General features: G+C 59.7%; 10 protein-coding genes and 3 pseudogenes. 6 read left to right on the forward strand and 7 right to left on the reverse strand.

Annotated features, from left to right (window positions below; translation table 11 throughout):
* Together XI05_RS01065 and XI05_RS01070 are read left to right on the forward strand one after the other, a co-directional pair.
* On the forward strand, nucleotides 1-371 hold a 371-nt coding region (locus tag XI05_RS01065), incomplete at its 5' end, for a ribonucleotide-diphosphate reductase subunit beta (protein ID WP_271498076.1).
* Nucleotides 372-1243: 872 nt separating this feature from the next.
* The gene (locus tag XI05_RS01070; RefSeq protein WP_271498079.1) at nucleotides 1244-1588 is read left to right on the forward strand and encodes a hypothetical protein; all 345 of its coding nucleotides are present in this window, start codon (nucleotides 1244-1246) and stop codon (nucleotides 1586-1588) included.
* A 75-nt stretch (nucleotides 1589-1663) separates the two neighbouring features.
* Here XI05_RS01070 and XI05_RS01075 read toward each other — a convergent pair whose 3' ends face one another.
* Nucleotides 1664-2617: an IS3 family transposase gene (locus XI05_RS01075; RefSeq protein ID WP_271498081.1), complete on the reverse strand. Its 954-nt coding sequence runs from the start codon at nucleotides 2615-2617 to the stop codon at nucleotides 1664-1666.
* A 148-nt stretch (nucleotides 2618-2765) separates the two neighbouring features.
* Nucleotides 2766-2921, reverse strand: a pseudogene (locus tag XI05_RS01080) (transposase); the annotation flags it as partial.
* 629 nt (nucleotides 2922-3550) lie between these two features.
* Between XI05_RS01080 and XI05_RS01085 the strand changes: the two are divergent.
* Nucleotides 3551-4270 carry an AAA family ATPase gene (locus XI05_RS01085; protein WP_271498083.1) on the forward strand — a complete coding sequence of 240 codons (720 nt, stop codon included), beginning with the start codon at nucleotides 3551-3553 and terminating at the stop codon, nucleotides 4268-4270.
* A gap of 90 nt (nucleotides 4271-4360) precedes the next feature.
* Here XI05_RS01085 and XI05_RS01090 read toward each other — a convergent pair.
* From XI05_RS01090 to XI05_RS01100, 3 genes and pseudogenes are all read right to left on the reverse strand, one after another.
* A pseudogene (locus XI05_RS01090) lies at nucleotides 4361-4577 on the reverse strand (IS66 family transposase); the annotation flags it as partial.
* Nucleotides 4578-4690: 113 nt separating this feature from the next.
* Complete coding sequence (gene tnpB, locus XI05_RS01095) at nucleotides 4691-4792, reverse strand: IS66 family insertion sequence element accessory protein TnpB (RefSeq protein ID WP_271498086.1); 102 nt, start codon at nucleotides 4790-4792, stop codon at nucleotides 4691-4693.
* Between the two features lie 389 nt (nucleotides 4793-5181).
* A complete protein-coding gene (locus XI05_RS01100; RefSeq protein WP_061883155.1) occupies nucleotides 5182-5466 on the reverse strand; it encodes a DUF3892 domain-containing protein in 285 nt (94 codons plus the stop codon).
* Between the two features lie 1238 nt (nucleotides 5467-6704).
* On the opposite strand from XI05_RS01100, the pseudogene XI05_RS01105 reads away from it, so the two are divergent.
* Nucleotides 6705-7317, forward strand: a pseudogene (locus XI05_RS01105) (transposase); the annotation flags it as partial.
* A gap of 709 nt (nucleotides 7318-8026) precedes the next feature.
* Here XI05_RS01105 and XI05_RS01110 read toward each other — a convergent pair.
* Nucleotides 8027-8314, reverse strand: a complete 288-nt coding sequence (locus tag XI05_RS01110; protein ID WP_271498089.1) for a hypothetical protein — start codon at nucleotides 8312-8314, stop codon at nucleotides 8027-8029.
* 491 nt (nucleotides 8315-8805) lie between these two features.
* On the opposite strand from XI05_RS01110, the gene XI05_RS01115 reads away from it, so the two are divergent.
* The gene (locus XI05_RS01115) at nucleotides 8806-12498 is read left to right on the forward strand and encodes a Ulp1 family isopeptidase (RefSeq protein WP_271498092.1); all 3693 of its coding nucleotides are present in this window, start codon (nucleotides 8806-8808) and stop codon (nucleotides 12496-12498) included.
* A gap of 446 nt (nucleotides 12499-12944) precedes the next feature.
* Here XI05_RS01115 and XI05_RS01120 read toward each other — a convergent pair whose 3' ends face one another.
* Nucleotides 12945-13166, reverse strand: a complete 222-nt coding sequence (locus XI05_RS01120) for a hypothetical protein (RefSeq protein WP_271498095.1) — start codon at nucleotides 13164-13166, stop codon at nucleotides 12945-12947.
* A 398-nt stretch (nucleotides 13167-13564) separates the two neighbouring features.
* On the opposite strand from XI05_RS01120, the gene XI05_RS01125 reads away from it, so the two are divergent.
* Nucleotides 13565-13915 (forward strand): recombinase family protein, encoded by a 351-nt coding sequence (locus XI05_RS01125; protein WP_271498097.1) that lies wholly within the window; start codon nucleotides 13565-13567, stop codon nucleotides 13913-13915.
* Nucleotides 13916-13977: the final 62 nt, after the last annotated feature.

The raw sequence follows: 13977 nt of genomic DNA on the forward strand, positions 1-13977 counted from the left end.
GCGCTGTCCGTGACGACATCGTCGACGTCGCCAAGACCATGGTGAAGCTGGAGGAGAACTTCGTCGACCTCGCCTTCGGCCTCGGCAAGATCGAGGGCATGCGAGCTGAGCAGATCCACGCCTACGTCCGCTATGTCGCCGACTGGCGACTGACCCAGCTGCGGATTGCCCCGGTCTTCGGCTTCTTCGAGGCGAAGGAGGGCGGGTTCACCCAGGTCAAGGCGCATCCATTGCCGTGGCTTGTCGAGATTCTCAATGGTGTCGAGCACGCCAATTTCTTCGAGCAGCGCGCCACGGAGTACTCCAAGGCGGCGAGCCGCGGCAGCTGGGACGGCGAAAACGGGGTGTGGGCGGCTTTCGGCCGTATCTAGCCCATCTTTATTGATGAAGGGCCTGTGGGTGGCTGGCGAGGCGAGTGTGGTTTAACCCGCTGATGGGACGTGAGATTCGGTTGCTGAGACCAATTCTGCGCTGACATCATCGAGGCAACCACACCGGCCATGGTCGACGATACGATTCTGCCCTTCCTGTTTCCAGCGGTTAGGCGCAAGACGATCACAGCCGCCTTAGATGGTGGGCGGCTGTTTTCAGCGGCTATGATGTGGAGGGCTCCACGACCCGAACCTGCTCGAATGCGACAGGGGACCAGAGGACTTCTCTTTCCGTGGATTCATAGCACCCGAAGGATCATTGAAATCCCTTGGCTGCCTTCAAAAGCGCCCGAGCCTATCCGGCGGCGTCCCGACCATCGACCGCGCCTCCGGCCGGTCGAACATAAGGCGATCAGGCCAGCCTAGCTGTCCTCTCACCGATGACATTTCTAGTGAGCGGAACCTGCGACTTGTCTATCAGGCGCCGACACCGCGAATTTGGTGAGACCCTGTGCGGGACTGCCGAACTCGCCGTCGATCGTCGCGGACACTCCGCGGTGAGCTGCGTCATCCAACTACAACAGCGATTGTGAGAAACTTCACGAAACAACCTCGGCCTGAGGCTTAGGTTAGGGTGCATCGAGTAGTGCTACGGATGTGCTGGCCCCTATTTGGTCACCACTTTGCATGTCCCGCAGCGATAAGCGATCGAGGCATCTTCGGGTTTCGCTTCCCTCGGAGTTTCAGAAGCGGGAGAAGCACATCGTGGGACGTCTTCCAGAACGTCGGATTGATCTAAAAGCGCGGCTCGAGAGTGGCGGGCCGCGCAAACGTCTTGCCATCGACGGGGGCGGAATCCGAGGGGGCTCTCGTTGAAAATTCTAGAGGAAATCGAGCGGTTGCTAACCAAGGCAAGCAACCGCGCCGACTATCGTCTGGCGGACTATTTCGACTATGTCGCCGGAACCAGCATCGGCGGCCGCGCCGGAGGGCGCCTGACACTTGTACGGGACGCCGATCGTCAGACCGCCATCGACGACGATTTCGGAGCCCGTAAGATAAGAGGACGCGTCACTGAGCAGGAACAACACTACCTGCGACACTTCCGGCGGCTCGGCTGCCCGCCCAAGCGGAATGGGAAAACTGGAAGAATCGAAAGTCCTTTGTCATCCAAAACGCGCCGATTATCACCGCGCCGTAGAAGGCACCAAAAATAACTTTCGGAACGGTCCTGGACTGCACCCCTGAAGTGAGACACGATAATTACAGTGACAGTGGGTTGCCACGATGCGTTACCGCACTTTGCTTTGCCCGAACGCGGCTTCGAACTCAATAGGCAACTGGTATCCGAGCGCCGAGTGCAGACGCTCCTTGTCGTAGACCTCCGCGATGAAGCTGTTGATGTGGCGGCGCGCGTCGCCCAGGTCGGTAAAGGCGCGGCCGTTGACCTGCTCGGCCTTGAGCGTCTTCATGAAGCTTTCGGCCTTGGCGTTATCGAAGGGATTGCCCGGCCTGCTCATGCTGATGGTGATGTCGCGGTCGGCCAGTCGCTGGCGATAGGCGATGGAGGCGTATTGCACGCCTCGGTCGGAGTGATGGATCAGACTGCCGGGTGCTGGTTTTCGGGCGGCAATGGCCTTCTCCAGTGCCGCGATCGCGAGTGAGGCATCGAGCGTGTCTTCAAACGCCCAGCCGACAGCCTTGCGCGAGAAGGCATCCAGAATGACGGCGAGATAGGCAAAGGTCTTGGCGAGATGGACGTAGGTGATGTCGGCGACCCAGATCTGATCGGGTGCGGATGGCACCAGGCCGCGGACCAGATTGGGGACGACGAGAAAGCCCGATGGCCGCTCCGCAGGCGGCTTCAGGAACGGCGTCCTGCGCTGCGCGAGCAGATTATCTTGGCGCATAAGCCGCTGAACTTTCTTGGCATTCACCAGCATACCTTGGCGCCGGAGGGCAGCGGTCACCCGTCGATAGCCGTAGAAGACGTGCTTGAGACAGATGCGCTGGATCACGTCGCGCAGCTCGCACTCGGCTGTCTCGCTGCTACGTTTGACGAGATGGCGGTAATACGTCGCGCGCGGCAGGCCCGCAAGGCGGCATAGTCGCTGCACGTCGACGTTTGGGTCTGTTACCTGCGAAGCCCTCGTTTGGATGACTTCGATTGATGCGGATGCGGGTTTGCCTTGCGCTGCCGGCCGCTCCAATGCGCGCAAGGCTTGCCGAAAAAAATCGAGGTCCATTCTGCTGGCGGCCCACCAGCCTTTCGAGCTCGGCGATGCGGGCTTTGGCGAGTACGAGGGCGGAGCGCTTGTCATTGTACGTCGCTGGCGGCTTCAGCTTACGGGGACCTGGCTTGGGTCTGCGCTTGCGGTTCAACCCATCTGGCCCATCGGCCTTCCACGCCTTGATCCAGTCGTGGAGAATCTTGTCGGAGATTCCAAGCTCGCGGGCTACGGGCAGAACGCCGTCGCCTCTCTCAACTCGCTTGATTGCTTCTATTTTGTAGGCCGTCGGAAACCGACGGTTCTTTCCTTGTACTGCCACAGGTCATCCTTGAAATGCCTGTCACTGTAATTATCGTGTCTCACTTCAGGGGTGCAGTCCAGTCCCCCAATTTGGGAAAAAACGTATTTGCTTTTGTGTCCCTCGCGGATGCCGCCGGACGCCAACCGACGCAGCCACGTAATTTTTCCCGCACCTTTTCCGAGCCGAGCACCAAATAGATGAGCAGCGGCATTTAGCGACCCGCCCCAAAACTCGCACTAGCAATCAGTAACTTCACATTCGGAGGTTGACGTGATGCAGGTTCAGGCATCGACCACAAAGAGCAAGCCGCAGCAGCAATCTCCGAGGCCAAAGCCTCAATGGGACGTCAGGTTTGAGCCGCATCCCGTTTTGGGAGCACCGTTCATGGTGCCAGTCGCTTTCTAAAAGGGGAAACAAAATTTTCAACATGAAGCCCGCCCCTCCGGGGGTGGGCCGCACAGTGGCGGATTTCGATCTGCAGCCGACCGATGACGTTCGGCTGTTCGGCTTCAAGTTGGTGACCGGAAGCGGCGGATAATATGTCGTCCACGCAGCCAACATTCACGGCATCAAGGCCGCAAGCTTTACCCGAGAACTTCAGCAGAAAATCGTCCGCGCCGCAGCGCAGGCCTGGAGCAAAATTGATAATGACGAACGCAACGCAGCCTAAGGCAGCCAACGACAATCGACGCACTGAGTACAACGCGGAAGACCTCCTACAAACCGAATTCCCTCCACTCAAGTGGGCAGTCAAGCGCTACATCCCCGAGGGGCTTATCGTTTTGGCGGGGCGCCCGAAGCTGGGCAAGACGTGGCTCGCGTACAGCACGGCCATCGCAATCGCAACGGGCGGGAAGGTTCTCGGCGTCGACTGCGAGCAAGGCGACGTGCTTCAATATTCGCTTGAAGACAACTTCCGCAGAGCCAAGTCTCGAATTATCACGCTGCTTCCGCCCAAGCTCGGCGTGCCGCGTCCGAGTCTTGACCGGCTGACGATTCGCACAGCCGCGCCCTCAATGGACCGTGGGTTTATGAAGGAGGTTACGGAGTGGCACAGCCGCGCGGAAAATCCGAGCCTCCTGATTATCGACACGCACGCCAAAATCAAAGAGCAGCGCAAGGGCAACCAAGATCAATATTTGTCGGACGACTCGGCGATAGTGCCGCTTCAAGAGTTTTCTGGCGAGCACGGTCTGACGACTATCCTCGTCACGCACCTCAGAAAAATGGAGGGTTCGTCTGGCGATCCTATCGAGCAGGTGTCTGGCACCACTGGAATTACAGGTGCGGCGGACATGATCGTCGTGCTCGACCGCGACGAGAAGGGAGCGAAGCTATATGGTCGCGGGCGCGACGCGGAGGAGTAGTACGAGGTCGCCATGGAGCTCGACGGTGGTCTTTGGACCGTGCTTGGCGACGCCGACGAGGTGAAACAATCAGAGCAGCGTATTGTTCGTTTCACTGCCGGCGTCATCCTCATCGGCGGCCTGCTCGACTTCATTGAAGAGACGATCGACGTGGCTTTTCGCTGCGTGGCGCAAAACGATGCAGGCGTGCCAGCGCCAGTTCTTCCTCGAGTTTGACGCCGCGGTCGGCGAGTTGATGGTTCTCCGCCTGCAGCGTAGCAATGCGCGCCAACAGCACCTCAACACTCGGATGGCCAGTTCGATTCATTGGAATCTTGAATCTGAACCGTACCGACGCGTCAACCGCTCAACTCGAGAGCTCAGCCGGCAGCCTGATATTGCCGTACCGGATGGCGGACCATCGCATCGATATCGATGCCGTCAAGCGATCCAGTGCAATTGCTCAGTCGTCAGCGTGACGACCGCCTCCTGGCGGCGCGGCCACCGGAACTTGTCCTCGGTCAGCCGCTTCAGGACCAGCATTGAGGCCGTCTTCGCTTGGCTGCAAGATTGGCCGGAGCAGATTGAGCGGACAGTAATTGTCAACACGAAGCTATTGCCCGAGCAGTCGTGTGCTTGACGCTCGCAGCCATCATAGGCTCGTCCGTATTGTTCTCGACGGCAAGCGGCTCACACGGGCCGCTTTTCGTTTTATGGATGGCCGCGCAGTCTCGTCAGCTTTTGGTCAGCCAGCGCGGATACGGAGCCCCGGAGTTAGCGGGACGTGGCAGGGACAGCGCGATGGCACCAGAACGGTCAGCGCCGAGTCACGTGCCGCTAGCTTCTATGGTAGTGCGGGCGGGGCAGGGACAGCGTCCTGTCATGCCCGAAGCCAACAGGCGCCGAGTCTCGCCCGCACTGCCTGCGATCCCTCACGGACACTCAGGGAGCGAGAGGAGATTGTCCGGTTGAATTCCGTCCACTGTTGTCTTGATGTACTTGTGTCGGCCGTCAGTCGCGACGATGACCTCGACAGTGATGCCTGATTCTTCGACGTAGTACTCCCACTCGCGGCTTTCGATATCTCGGATAGTCTTCGCGACGGATAGCCTCCATCGCGTTCCGTCTGAATTCAGCCCGCCGACAAATTTGATTCTCTCATGTGCGTTTCGCCTGTCAGACTTGTTTATGCAACGAATGCGCACGCGTTTTGCCATGCGGGGTGTCTCCCGTCTCTGCAAGTTGTCGGACCAGCTTAGAGATTGCCTGACGACGTGGGGCCGACCGGTTCTGGTAGTTGTGCTAGGGCTTTTCCTGATGAATGTATCGTACCGTCGGCTTCTTCCGCTGCTGTGAGGCTGGCTGTGTCGAAGTTCGCGGTGCGTTGCAGGGACAGCGCTCTGCCTCCAACGCTCGGGCGCCGAGTCACGTTGCCGCTAACTTCGACTACGGATGATCCAAGCAGGCGGTGATAACCAAGGGCGAGGACCCTCGGCAGCGTAAGTCAACGCACCCGCTGCCACTGGCTGATTGTCCGGTATGCCCAGGTTTGATGGGTCTCCGGCCGAAGGCCAAGAGCATGTCCCGTTCGCCAAGTCTTCGGCCGCGGAGGCTGGCGAAGCATACCGCCCCAATGTCTCATCATCAAGCGTGACCGTAAAATCCTCCCCAGTGGGAACGATCTGAGCCACCCCAGCGTGAGTCTTGTAGAACCATTTCACCATCTGCGACCCTTCCATGAACGTGCTGTGGTTTCACGTCCGAATGTACCTCGACGGCGCTGAGCACGCTCGCACCACCTTACATTCTCGTCCCCACCAATTCTGGTAAGCGCCCCGGTTACTTGTCCGCGCCATTATCTGGTGGCGCTAGGGAGAACGTGACCCTCTCAGGAGCAAGGTGGCCGGCCTTGCCGTTCCAAGGGGGAGGGCTGGCCACCGATGTTAGCGGTGCGTGGCAGGGACAGCACGGGGCCGACGGATGCATACATTCGAGCAGCACATCACCCCACTGCGGTCGCAAGCGCTTGCGGTGCTTGCAGCCAGTCAGGCCCGTGCGGCCGATCAGTCTCTGAGCCAAGCAGATCGCCAAGTCGCGACGTTTAATGCCAGGAGGCTCAGGCAATGGTAGACATACTCGATTGCGTGAAGCCCAATCTCGCGCCGAAGGAGGCACGGAAGATCGCTGCACGCATACGCGATCTTCTAGGGGTAGCGCGTGAGCACCAACCGGTTCGGGTGGGACCCCTGTGAGACTTTCGCCAGCGTCGCGCCCGCGCTGCTTGCCGGTGCTGGTGCAACATGCGGGCGCCGAGCCACCGCCGCGAGTCGGAGAGTGACCAGCTATCCTCTGTAGCCAATTAGATGAGCGACCTCCACTAGAAGGTGGCCGACCATCATGCAGGCGCTTTCGGCCTTATAGACGTCGGCAGTTGTGGCGCGCTCAGGGTATCGGAACCAATAAGCCGGCGCCGGGACACAAAATGTTCCCGTATCTCTTGCGCCGTATGGTGATCGACCGGCCAAATCAAGTGTGGGCGGCCGATATCAGCTATGTGCCGATCGGCCAGGCTTTTATATCTGGTGGCGATCATCCATTGGGCGAGCCGTGCGGTGCTGGCTTGGCGCCTGTCGAACACGATGGACACATCGTTCTGTGTGTCTGCGCTCGAAGAGGCCTTTGCGCGCTTCGGCCGGCCTGAGATATTCAATACCGACCAGGGCAGCCAGTTCACCAGCGCCGCCTTCACCGGCACGCTGGCCGCCACCGGCGTCAGGATCTGCCGCTAGATGGACAACGTGTTCATCGAGCGGCTGTGGCGCTCGCTCAAATACGAGGACATCTATCTCAAGGGTTATTCGGATGGCCACGAGGCCAAAGCCGGAATCGCCCGATGGATCGAGTTTTACGATTTCCAGCGCCCCCATCAGGCGCTGGAAAACCGCACGCCGATGGCGGTCTGGCGCGAACGGATGCAGGCCGCGAAGGCTGTGGACATGGTGGACAACGCTGACGCGTTGACCACATGCCCACAGCAACAGCAGCAGACAGAGTCTCTGGCAGCGTGATAGAAAGGATCAGGAGCGGTCAGTTTCCAACTAACAAACCGGTTCAAGCGGTCCCGCTCCGCGGGTCCATTTCAGAGCATCTGCCGACGGCCATGCGGCTCGCTTGTGAATACAAGAACCTGGAGATCCTTTTCGGGGACCTCGCCGCAATAGGCCCTCACAAGCCATTCGACGTGTTCGAGGCCGAACACAAGGAAGCCCGGGGCTCGATTAGAGGATGCCAACAAGGAGGCGTATACTCCGCCGGAGTGGTGCTTCAAGCGCGCCAGGGCGAAATCCGAGCCGGGCACTACACGTTCGGGGACGATCTGCCGAGATAAGGAAAGGCGTCCTCACGGTCCGGGCCGCGAGATCGATTGATATCACCAGCGACAAGCTGACTGACAACAATCCGCCACAAACCGATCAACGATTCTAAGTTCCGTAAAGCTCCACGGACCGATTCGATGACCGGGTAACGAACTCCCGGCCTGATCCGCGGTAGATCCTTGGTGTCGATCGAAAGGAGAGCGTGTCTCCTGGAGGATCGCCAGCCTGCACGAGTGACGATTCGGTCGTCGTGCCAACGGCATACGTTATCTCTTCGATGGTGACGTAGTCGTGCAGCATCTACTTGTGGAAACGGATGGTCGGTGCTTCTTCGTAGACTGGATGGGTAATACACGGACAGAATTGGCCGAGCGCCTGCTGCTTGCTGAGAAGACAATCTTTACTCAGCTTGGTCGCCGGCGAGGCCTGAGGCGACTGCGGCGGCGCCAAGTGTCCTATGCTGCTCGGTCGAGGCGTCATCGATCACATAGGACGAGCGGGATCCGGTGTGCGAGATCGTCACGGACGGGAAATCAGATTCGCCAACCTTGTTGCCGTCTCGGAACGCTTTGAACTCCGCACTAAACGAGTTGCGGACGTAGGGCTTGCCATCCAGGCGAGGTTTTTCGAGGCAACCGAAAGGGTTCATGACGAAGTTTGGATGTCGAATACTTCCGACCAGCGCCATGGGCATCATTCTCAAGACTCTGTCAGGAGACCAGTCCTCGTGCTTCGGACCCACCCTCAGCGAACACTTGGAGCAACCGAGCCTGTATCAGTCGGGTCGCCGCGAACTTCTGCGCGTCGAAGTCGAGCCTCCCGCCGCCATCCGCAGGCTCGTTTCGCAACGAGGTTGATCGACTGGCTCGAACTTTAACACGATCTGGCTATCGGGCGAAGCATCATCACGTCCTGCCGCCGACCGTCGCCAGAGATTATATTGAAGTCGTGCGCGACGCCGGCTGTGCTACTAGGGCCCAAGGTTAAGGCTACCCATAATGAAGGCTGTTTTTTGATCTCATCGCGCGTTTGGGGGGGGGGGCGCAATGCTTTTTCTAACGCGCGGAGTGTTGATTCTTTCTCCTCAGGGTGCCTCATTTTCGTTCCTTTCGGAATGCAGATTAGCATGTTAGCGCTCATCGGCCTGCCCTGGTCCTCCATCTTCGAAAGTGAGTACAGATGAACTTCGTCTCGATGAATCAGGTGGGGCAACAAATCGATGGCGTGGACGCGCAAGATGCCTCTCCGGTTGACTCATCGGTAGAGGCGGCGGCCTTTCAGCGGCAGCTGAGCGAGGTCGCTGTCCCCTCCGCTCCCGTGCTCATGCAGGTCCATACCCATCAAGCGGAGGCATCGCGATCCGAGGCGCGGCCCATCATGCGGGCGAGCGGGCACCCACCTACGCCGCCTCCGCACGGTCAAGGCAGCGGAACGATGCTGAATGCCTCAGCGTTACCGCCCGGCCATGCAAATTTGGTTTTCTCAGGTAACAACCTGGATCCGGTTTATTCCGAAGATGCGTCTCTTATTGCGGGGTTGAGGCCGGCACTCATCAAGGCTGACGCCTCCGAGCGCACCGTCAGTCGCAATGTACGTTGTCTTCTCAGCTTGGGGCATTGGCTCGTAAAGAACAACAAGCCGGGCATTGCTGCCCGGCTTTACGAAAAGTCGCTGGACAAGGATGCCCAGGACTTCGCCGAGCAGGAGGAGCAGTCCATCGCTACGCCACTGGATTATCTTCGAGCCTCTCAATCGCCAAGCGGGATCAAGCCGTTTGCAAGGGTCGAGCTGAATCCCTATCCGCAAGATGCGGATCTCATCAAAAGGTACAAGGAAGAAGCATCGCCTAGCACCGCCAACACCGCCAGGACCTATGCAACTCTTCTTATCGATTTGAGTGATTACCTCCGAGAAAAGGATGAGCCCGGCATTGCTGCTCGACTTGGCCACGGCTCGCTGGATGAAGATGTCAGCCAGTATAAGGAGGAGGACCCCCATGGCCGCAGAAAAGCCGGGGCCGCACTGGCTCATCTCCTGAGGTCGCCGGCGGGTGCTAGAGCGATCGAACTACGGCGTCATATTCGCCCCCTTCCGGATCTCGAAGACGCGGTTCGCGCCGAGACGCGGCGGACGACTGCGCAGCCCAGCGCGTCGAACGGAGCTGGCAACTGGCCGGAGACTCTGCCTGCTAACCAGCAGGATCTGCTTTTGGAGACGATGGACGGACGCAGCTCCTCGCCGCCCCCGCAGGTCGTCGCTGTTGAGCAGCAGCTGATGCAGACCCTATCCAATCAACTGGTGGCGTCACCATTGCAGATGCAAGCTTCGATGCCGTCAACGGGCGAACCGATCGGGGAGCAGCTTCCGGTCGAAGACGCGGAGCTCTTGGCGAAGTTTCGTGGAGACGCCGAGCGGCGCAAGCTCACCAAAGGGGCCATCAACAACGGTGTTTCCGGGCTTAGTGCATTTATTCGCTGGGTCAACGCGAGTCATAGGGGCCCGGTAGCTTCTCGGCTACGCGACAGTTCATCGCTGGACGCGGAAATTGCGAAGTACAGGAGCTCGGGCCGTGACCCCCAGAACCGCATTAGATCGGCTCTGGATCGTCTCCGGCGGCTGCTGCGTGGGGGTGAAGAAGTGGAAGCACCCGAACCCCGCGTCCTCGGTGCCCCCCGTCGCCTAGTTCCTCATCCAGAAGATACGCCCCTCATCGAGGGCGCGCTGAGCCAAGCTCTGAAAGACCTTAAAACTCCGACTGCGAAGCTGAGGCAGTCTGCGCAACAGCGGGCGAGGCGTCTTCGTGCGCTTAGTGCGTGGCTTAGAGAGAATCGCGCAGGGAGCATCATCGGGCGGCTAAACGGCTCGAGCAGGGAGCAGGTATCCCTCGACAATGACGTGGTAGCATTCCAACGGACTGGAGGCAGAGTACACGGTCCCGATTTGTCGCATCTTCGCAGCTACTTGAAACTCACCGAGGCGAACCGAGAGCTGGGGCTGCCACGCCCTGAGCAGCCGAACTCGTCTGCCGCGCAGGGCGATCGGCACTCCGGCTCGGCGCAGGATCTTCCCTCAACGCCGGCCAGCCCGAGCGCCGGAGCTTGGGTTTGGTTGGGTGAACAGCTGCAAGAACGAGCATCACCATCCAGGCCCGCGTCACATGCTAAGGGCAGGCTTGAGCCATCTGTGGGTCTGATTGCGCCGACGCCGTCCGAGTTGCACGATGATGCTGACTTTGCGCCGTCGTATCCTGCCAGGGCTCGCTCAGGCACCTACGCTGGCCTTGAGCCATTTGTTGATCTCAATGCGCCGGCGCCGTCCGAATTGCGCAACGATGCTCACTTTGCGCCAGCCCATCCCGCCAGGGCTCGTTCAGACACCTACAGCGGCCTTGAGCCACTTGTTGATCTGAATGCGCCGACGCCGTCCGAGTTGCGCGACGATGCTGGCTTTGCGCCGGTACATCCTGCCAGGACTCATTCAGACACCTACAGCGGCCTAGAGTCTTTTGTTGATCTTAATGCGCCGACGCCGTCCGAATTGCGCGACGATGCTGGTTTTGCGCCGGTACATCCTGCCAGGACTCATTCAGACACCTACAGCGGCCTAGAGTCTTTTGTTGATCTTAATGCGCCGACGCCGTCCGAATTGCGCGACGATGCTCACTTTGCGCCAGCCCATCCTACCAGCGTTCGCTCAGGCACCTACAGCGGCCTAGAGTCTTTTGTTGATCTGAATGCACCGACGCCGTCCGAGTTGCGCGACGATGCTGACTTTGCGCCAGCGCATCCTACCAGGGTTCGCTCAGGCACCTACAGCGGCCTAGAGTCTTTTGTTGATCTGAATGCACCGACGCCGTCCGAGTTGCGCGACGATGCTGACTTTGCGCCAGCGCATCCTACCCAGGCTCGCTCAGGCACCTACGCTGGCCTTGAGCCATTTGTTGATCTCAATGCGCTGACGCCGTCCGAATTGCGCGACGATGCTCACTTTGCGCCAGTGCATCCTGTCCGAGCTCGTTCAGACACCTACAGCGGCCTAGAGTCTTTTGTTGATCTGAATGCACCGACGCCGTCCGAGTTGCGCGACGATGCTGACTTTGCACCAGCGCAGCCTGACAGGGCTCACCCAGACACCTACGGCGGTCGTGAGCCATTGATTGATCTGGATGCGCCGACGCCGCAGGAGCCGCGTGATGATGCTAATTATGCGCCTGTCCCGCGCAGATCCGCCGATGCTCAGATCGGGGCTTTGGATCAGACAGCCTCATCCCACGGCCGCAGCGGACTAGCGCTCGGCGCCAAGGAATGGCTGGGCGACGAGCACATCCACAGGGATTACGAGCTCCTGGCGCAGGAGTTGCAGCGGGACCATCCGAAACTCGCCGCCCTGGCGCAGTTCGTGGATCCCCTGATAGCCCACTATCAACTGCGCTTTGGCGCCGAGCCCGACATGAGCCATGCATTCGGGCGCATCATCTACGATCCGAATGGTAATACCGCCGACTTCCTGTTCCTGCCGGTGAACGATGCAATGGATCCTAATCGCCTCGGCACGCATTGGTCGCTGCTGCTCCTTGATCGCCGCACGCGAGAAGCGCCGATTGCCTATCACTACGACTCCGTCCGGGGACACAACCACGAGGCGGCAGCGCAGCTCGCACGGCGGCTGCGCGCCCGCCTGGAGTCACCCAGCATGGCCCAGCAGCGGAACAGCTATGATTGCGGCGTCTTCGTGGTGGAAGGCACGCGGGCGCTGGTTCGACGATTGGCCCAAGGAGAGCTGCCAGGGCACGAGTTGCTGCACCTTGACAACCTCGTCGCCAATCGGCGGTCCCTCCAGGACCGGCTTCGAGCTCATGCCGGCTTAGGCTAATGGAGCGCGAAGCGGCCGCTTGATCGAGGACTTTTTCCGCAATGCCCACCTCGACATTCCAGCAGCCGTCGGCGCGCTGCGCCAATACTGGACGCCGATCCGCTTCCGGCTACAACTGGCAGACGGATAGGTGGATTTTCGGCACCGAAGTCGATGCGATTCATGCTGTCTCCGATGGCCAACAGCTGTCTTGCCTTCTCGGGTTGTTATCGCCCCTTGCGAGGCAGATCCAAACGCCTTTGTCACAAGGACTGCTCGAGTGGGTTACACCGTTCGGCCTAACAGGCCAAACGGTGAGCTACATCAGGCAGGCATGGTGGCGAGGCAACATCGCCAACAACAACAACGGCGCTTTGCTGGTTTCCCGCAACATACAACGCAGTTCGATTATAGTCTGCAGCGAGACCAAACTTTGAACCATCCAGAACTAGAGTTTTTCGCCGCGATCACGTTGGCGGGCTGGATGCGCCGACGTGGTTTTGCAGCAAAATCGGCGGTCGATTGCCGATCGCGCAACAGGCGCCGCTCTTCATTGTTGTTTGGTCGCCGAGTTTGCGTTCATGAAACGGTCGGGAAGGCTGATGATGTCGCTTTCCGCTGCTCTCTGGATGGATCGCAAGCGGATCGATGGTTGGAGGTTCCAGCATGGATGTTCGATCGGGCAGCATGCCCTGACGCCGAGCTTTTGGCAGCTCAGCCGTTTGTCAGCATCGATGCACTTGCGGCGCTCTCTGCGCTTCTCGATCCGGCGTTGAAGGGTCGAACGTCATCAGTTGCCCTGCTTTCTGGCGCATCCAGAGTCTCTCACGACCAGAATCGGGGAGCGACTCATGTCACGCCAGACGGCAATGCCAGCGAGCGGATACCGACACAATCGACAACCGCAGCCGCAGCCGCAGCCGCAGATGGATCTGTTCGGGAGTGGCCTGTCAAACGGCGCCTTCGGCGCGCCCGCATGGCTGGAGTTGCCGGCGGAAGCCCGGGGCGGCCCTCACGAGCCTGATGACGCAGTTGATCCTCGACCATGCTGCGAGGACAGCAACGCTGCCCGCGAAGGAGGTCGATCATGATCTCTGACAAGCTCAGGTCTCATCATCTGTGGCGCAAGGACATTCTTTACGTGCGTCAATCTTCGGCCCATCAGGTGTTGCACAATCGCGAAAGCAGCACGCTCCAATACACCATGCGGGACCGGCTGACGGCGCTCGGGTGGTCAGAGATTGAAGTGATCGATGATGATCTCGGCCGTTCAGCCGCCGGCGGCATAGAACGCGCTGGTTTTGAGCGGATGGTAGCGGAGGTTTGCCTTGGCAAGGTTGGTGCGGTTTGCGCCCGCGAGGTCTCGCGCTTCGCCGCAACAGCCCGGATTGGCAGCAACTCATCGAGATGTGCCGCGTGGTCGACACCGTTCTGGTAGATCAAGAGACCATCTATGCGCCAAGACACGGCAACGACCGCCTGCTGCTCGAGCTCAAGGGC

The sequence above is a fragment of the Bradyrhizobium sp. CCBAU 11357 genome (assembly GCF_028128865.1).
Lineage (GTDB): Bacteria > Pseudomonadota > Alphaproteobacteria > Rhizobiales > Xanthobacteraceae > Bradyrhizobium.

Bases quoted from the DNA above. Each gene is read 5' to 3' on its own strand.
- tnpB (WP_271498086.1), bottom strand. From the start codon at position 4,792: ATGCTGGTCCTGAAGCGGCTGACCGAGGACAAGTTCCGGTGGCCGCGC.
- XI05_RS01085 (WP_271498083.1), top strand. From the start codon at position 3,551: ATGACGAACGCAACGCAGCCTAAGGCAGCCAACGACAATCGACGCACT.
- XI05_RS01120 (WP_271498095.1), bottom strand. From the start codon at position 13,166: ATGCTGCCCGATCGAACATCCATGCTGGAACCTCCAACCATCGATCCG.
- XI05_RS01115 (WP_271498092.1), top strand. From the start codon at position 8,806: ATGAACTTCGTCTCGATGAATCAGGTGGGGCAACAAATCGATGGCGTG.
- XI05_RS01125 (WP_271498097.1), top strand. From the start codon at position 13,565: ATGATCTCTGACAAGCTCAGGTCTCATCATCTGTGGCGCAAGGACATT.
- XI05_RS01075 (WP_271498081.1), bottom strand. From the start codon at position 2,617: ATGGACCTCGATTTTTTTCGGCAAGCCTTGCGCGCATTGGAGCGGCCG.
- XI05_RS01100 (WP_061883155.1), bottom strand. From the start codon at position 5,466: ATGGCAAAACGCGTGCGCATTCGTTGCATAAACAAGTCTGACAGGCGA.
- XI05_RS01110 (WP_271498089.1), bottom strand. From the start codon at position 8,314: ATGGCGCTGGTCGGAAGTATTCGACATCCAAACTTCGTCATGAACCCT.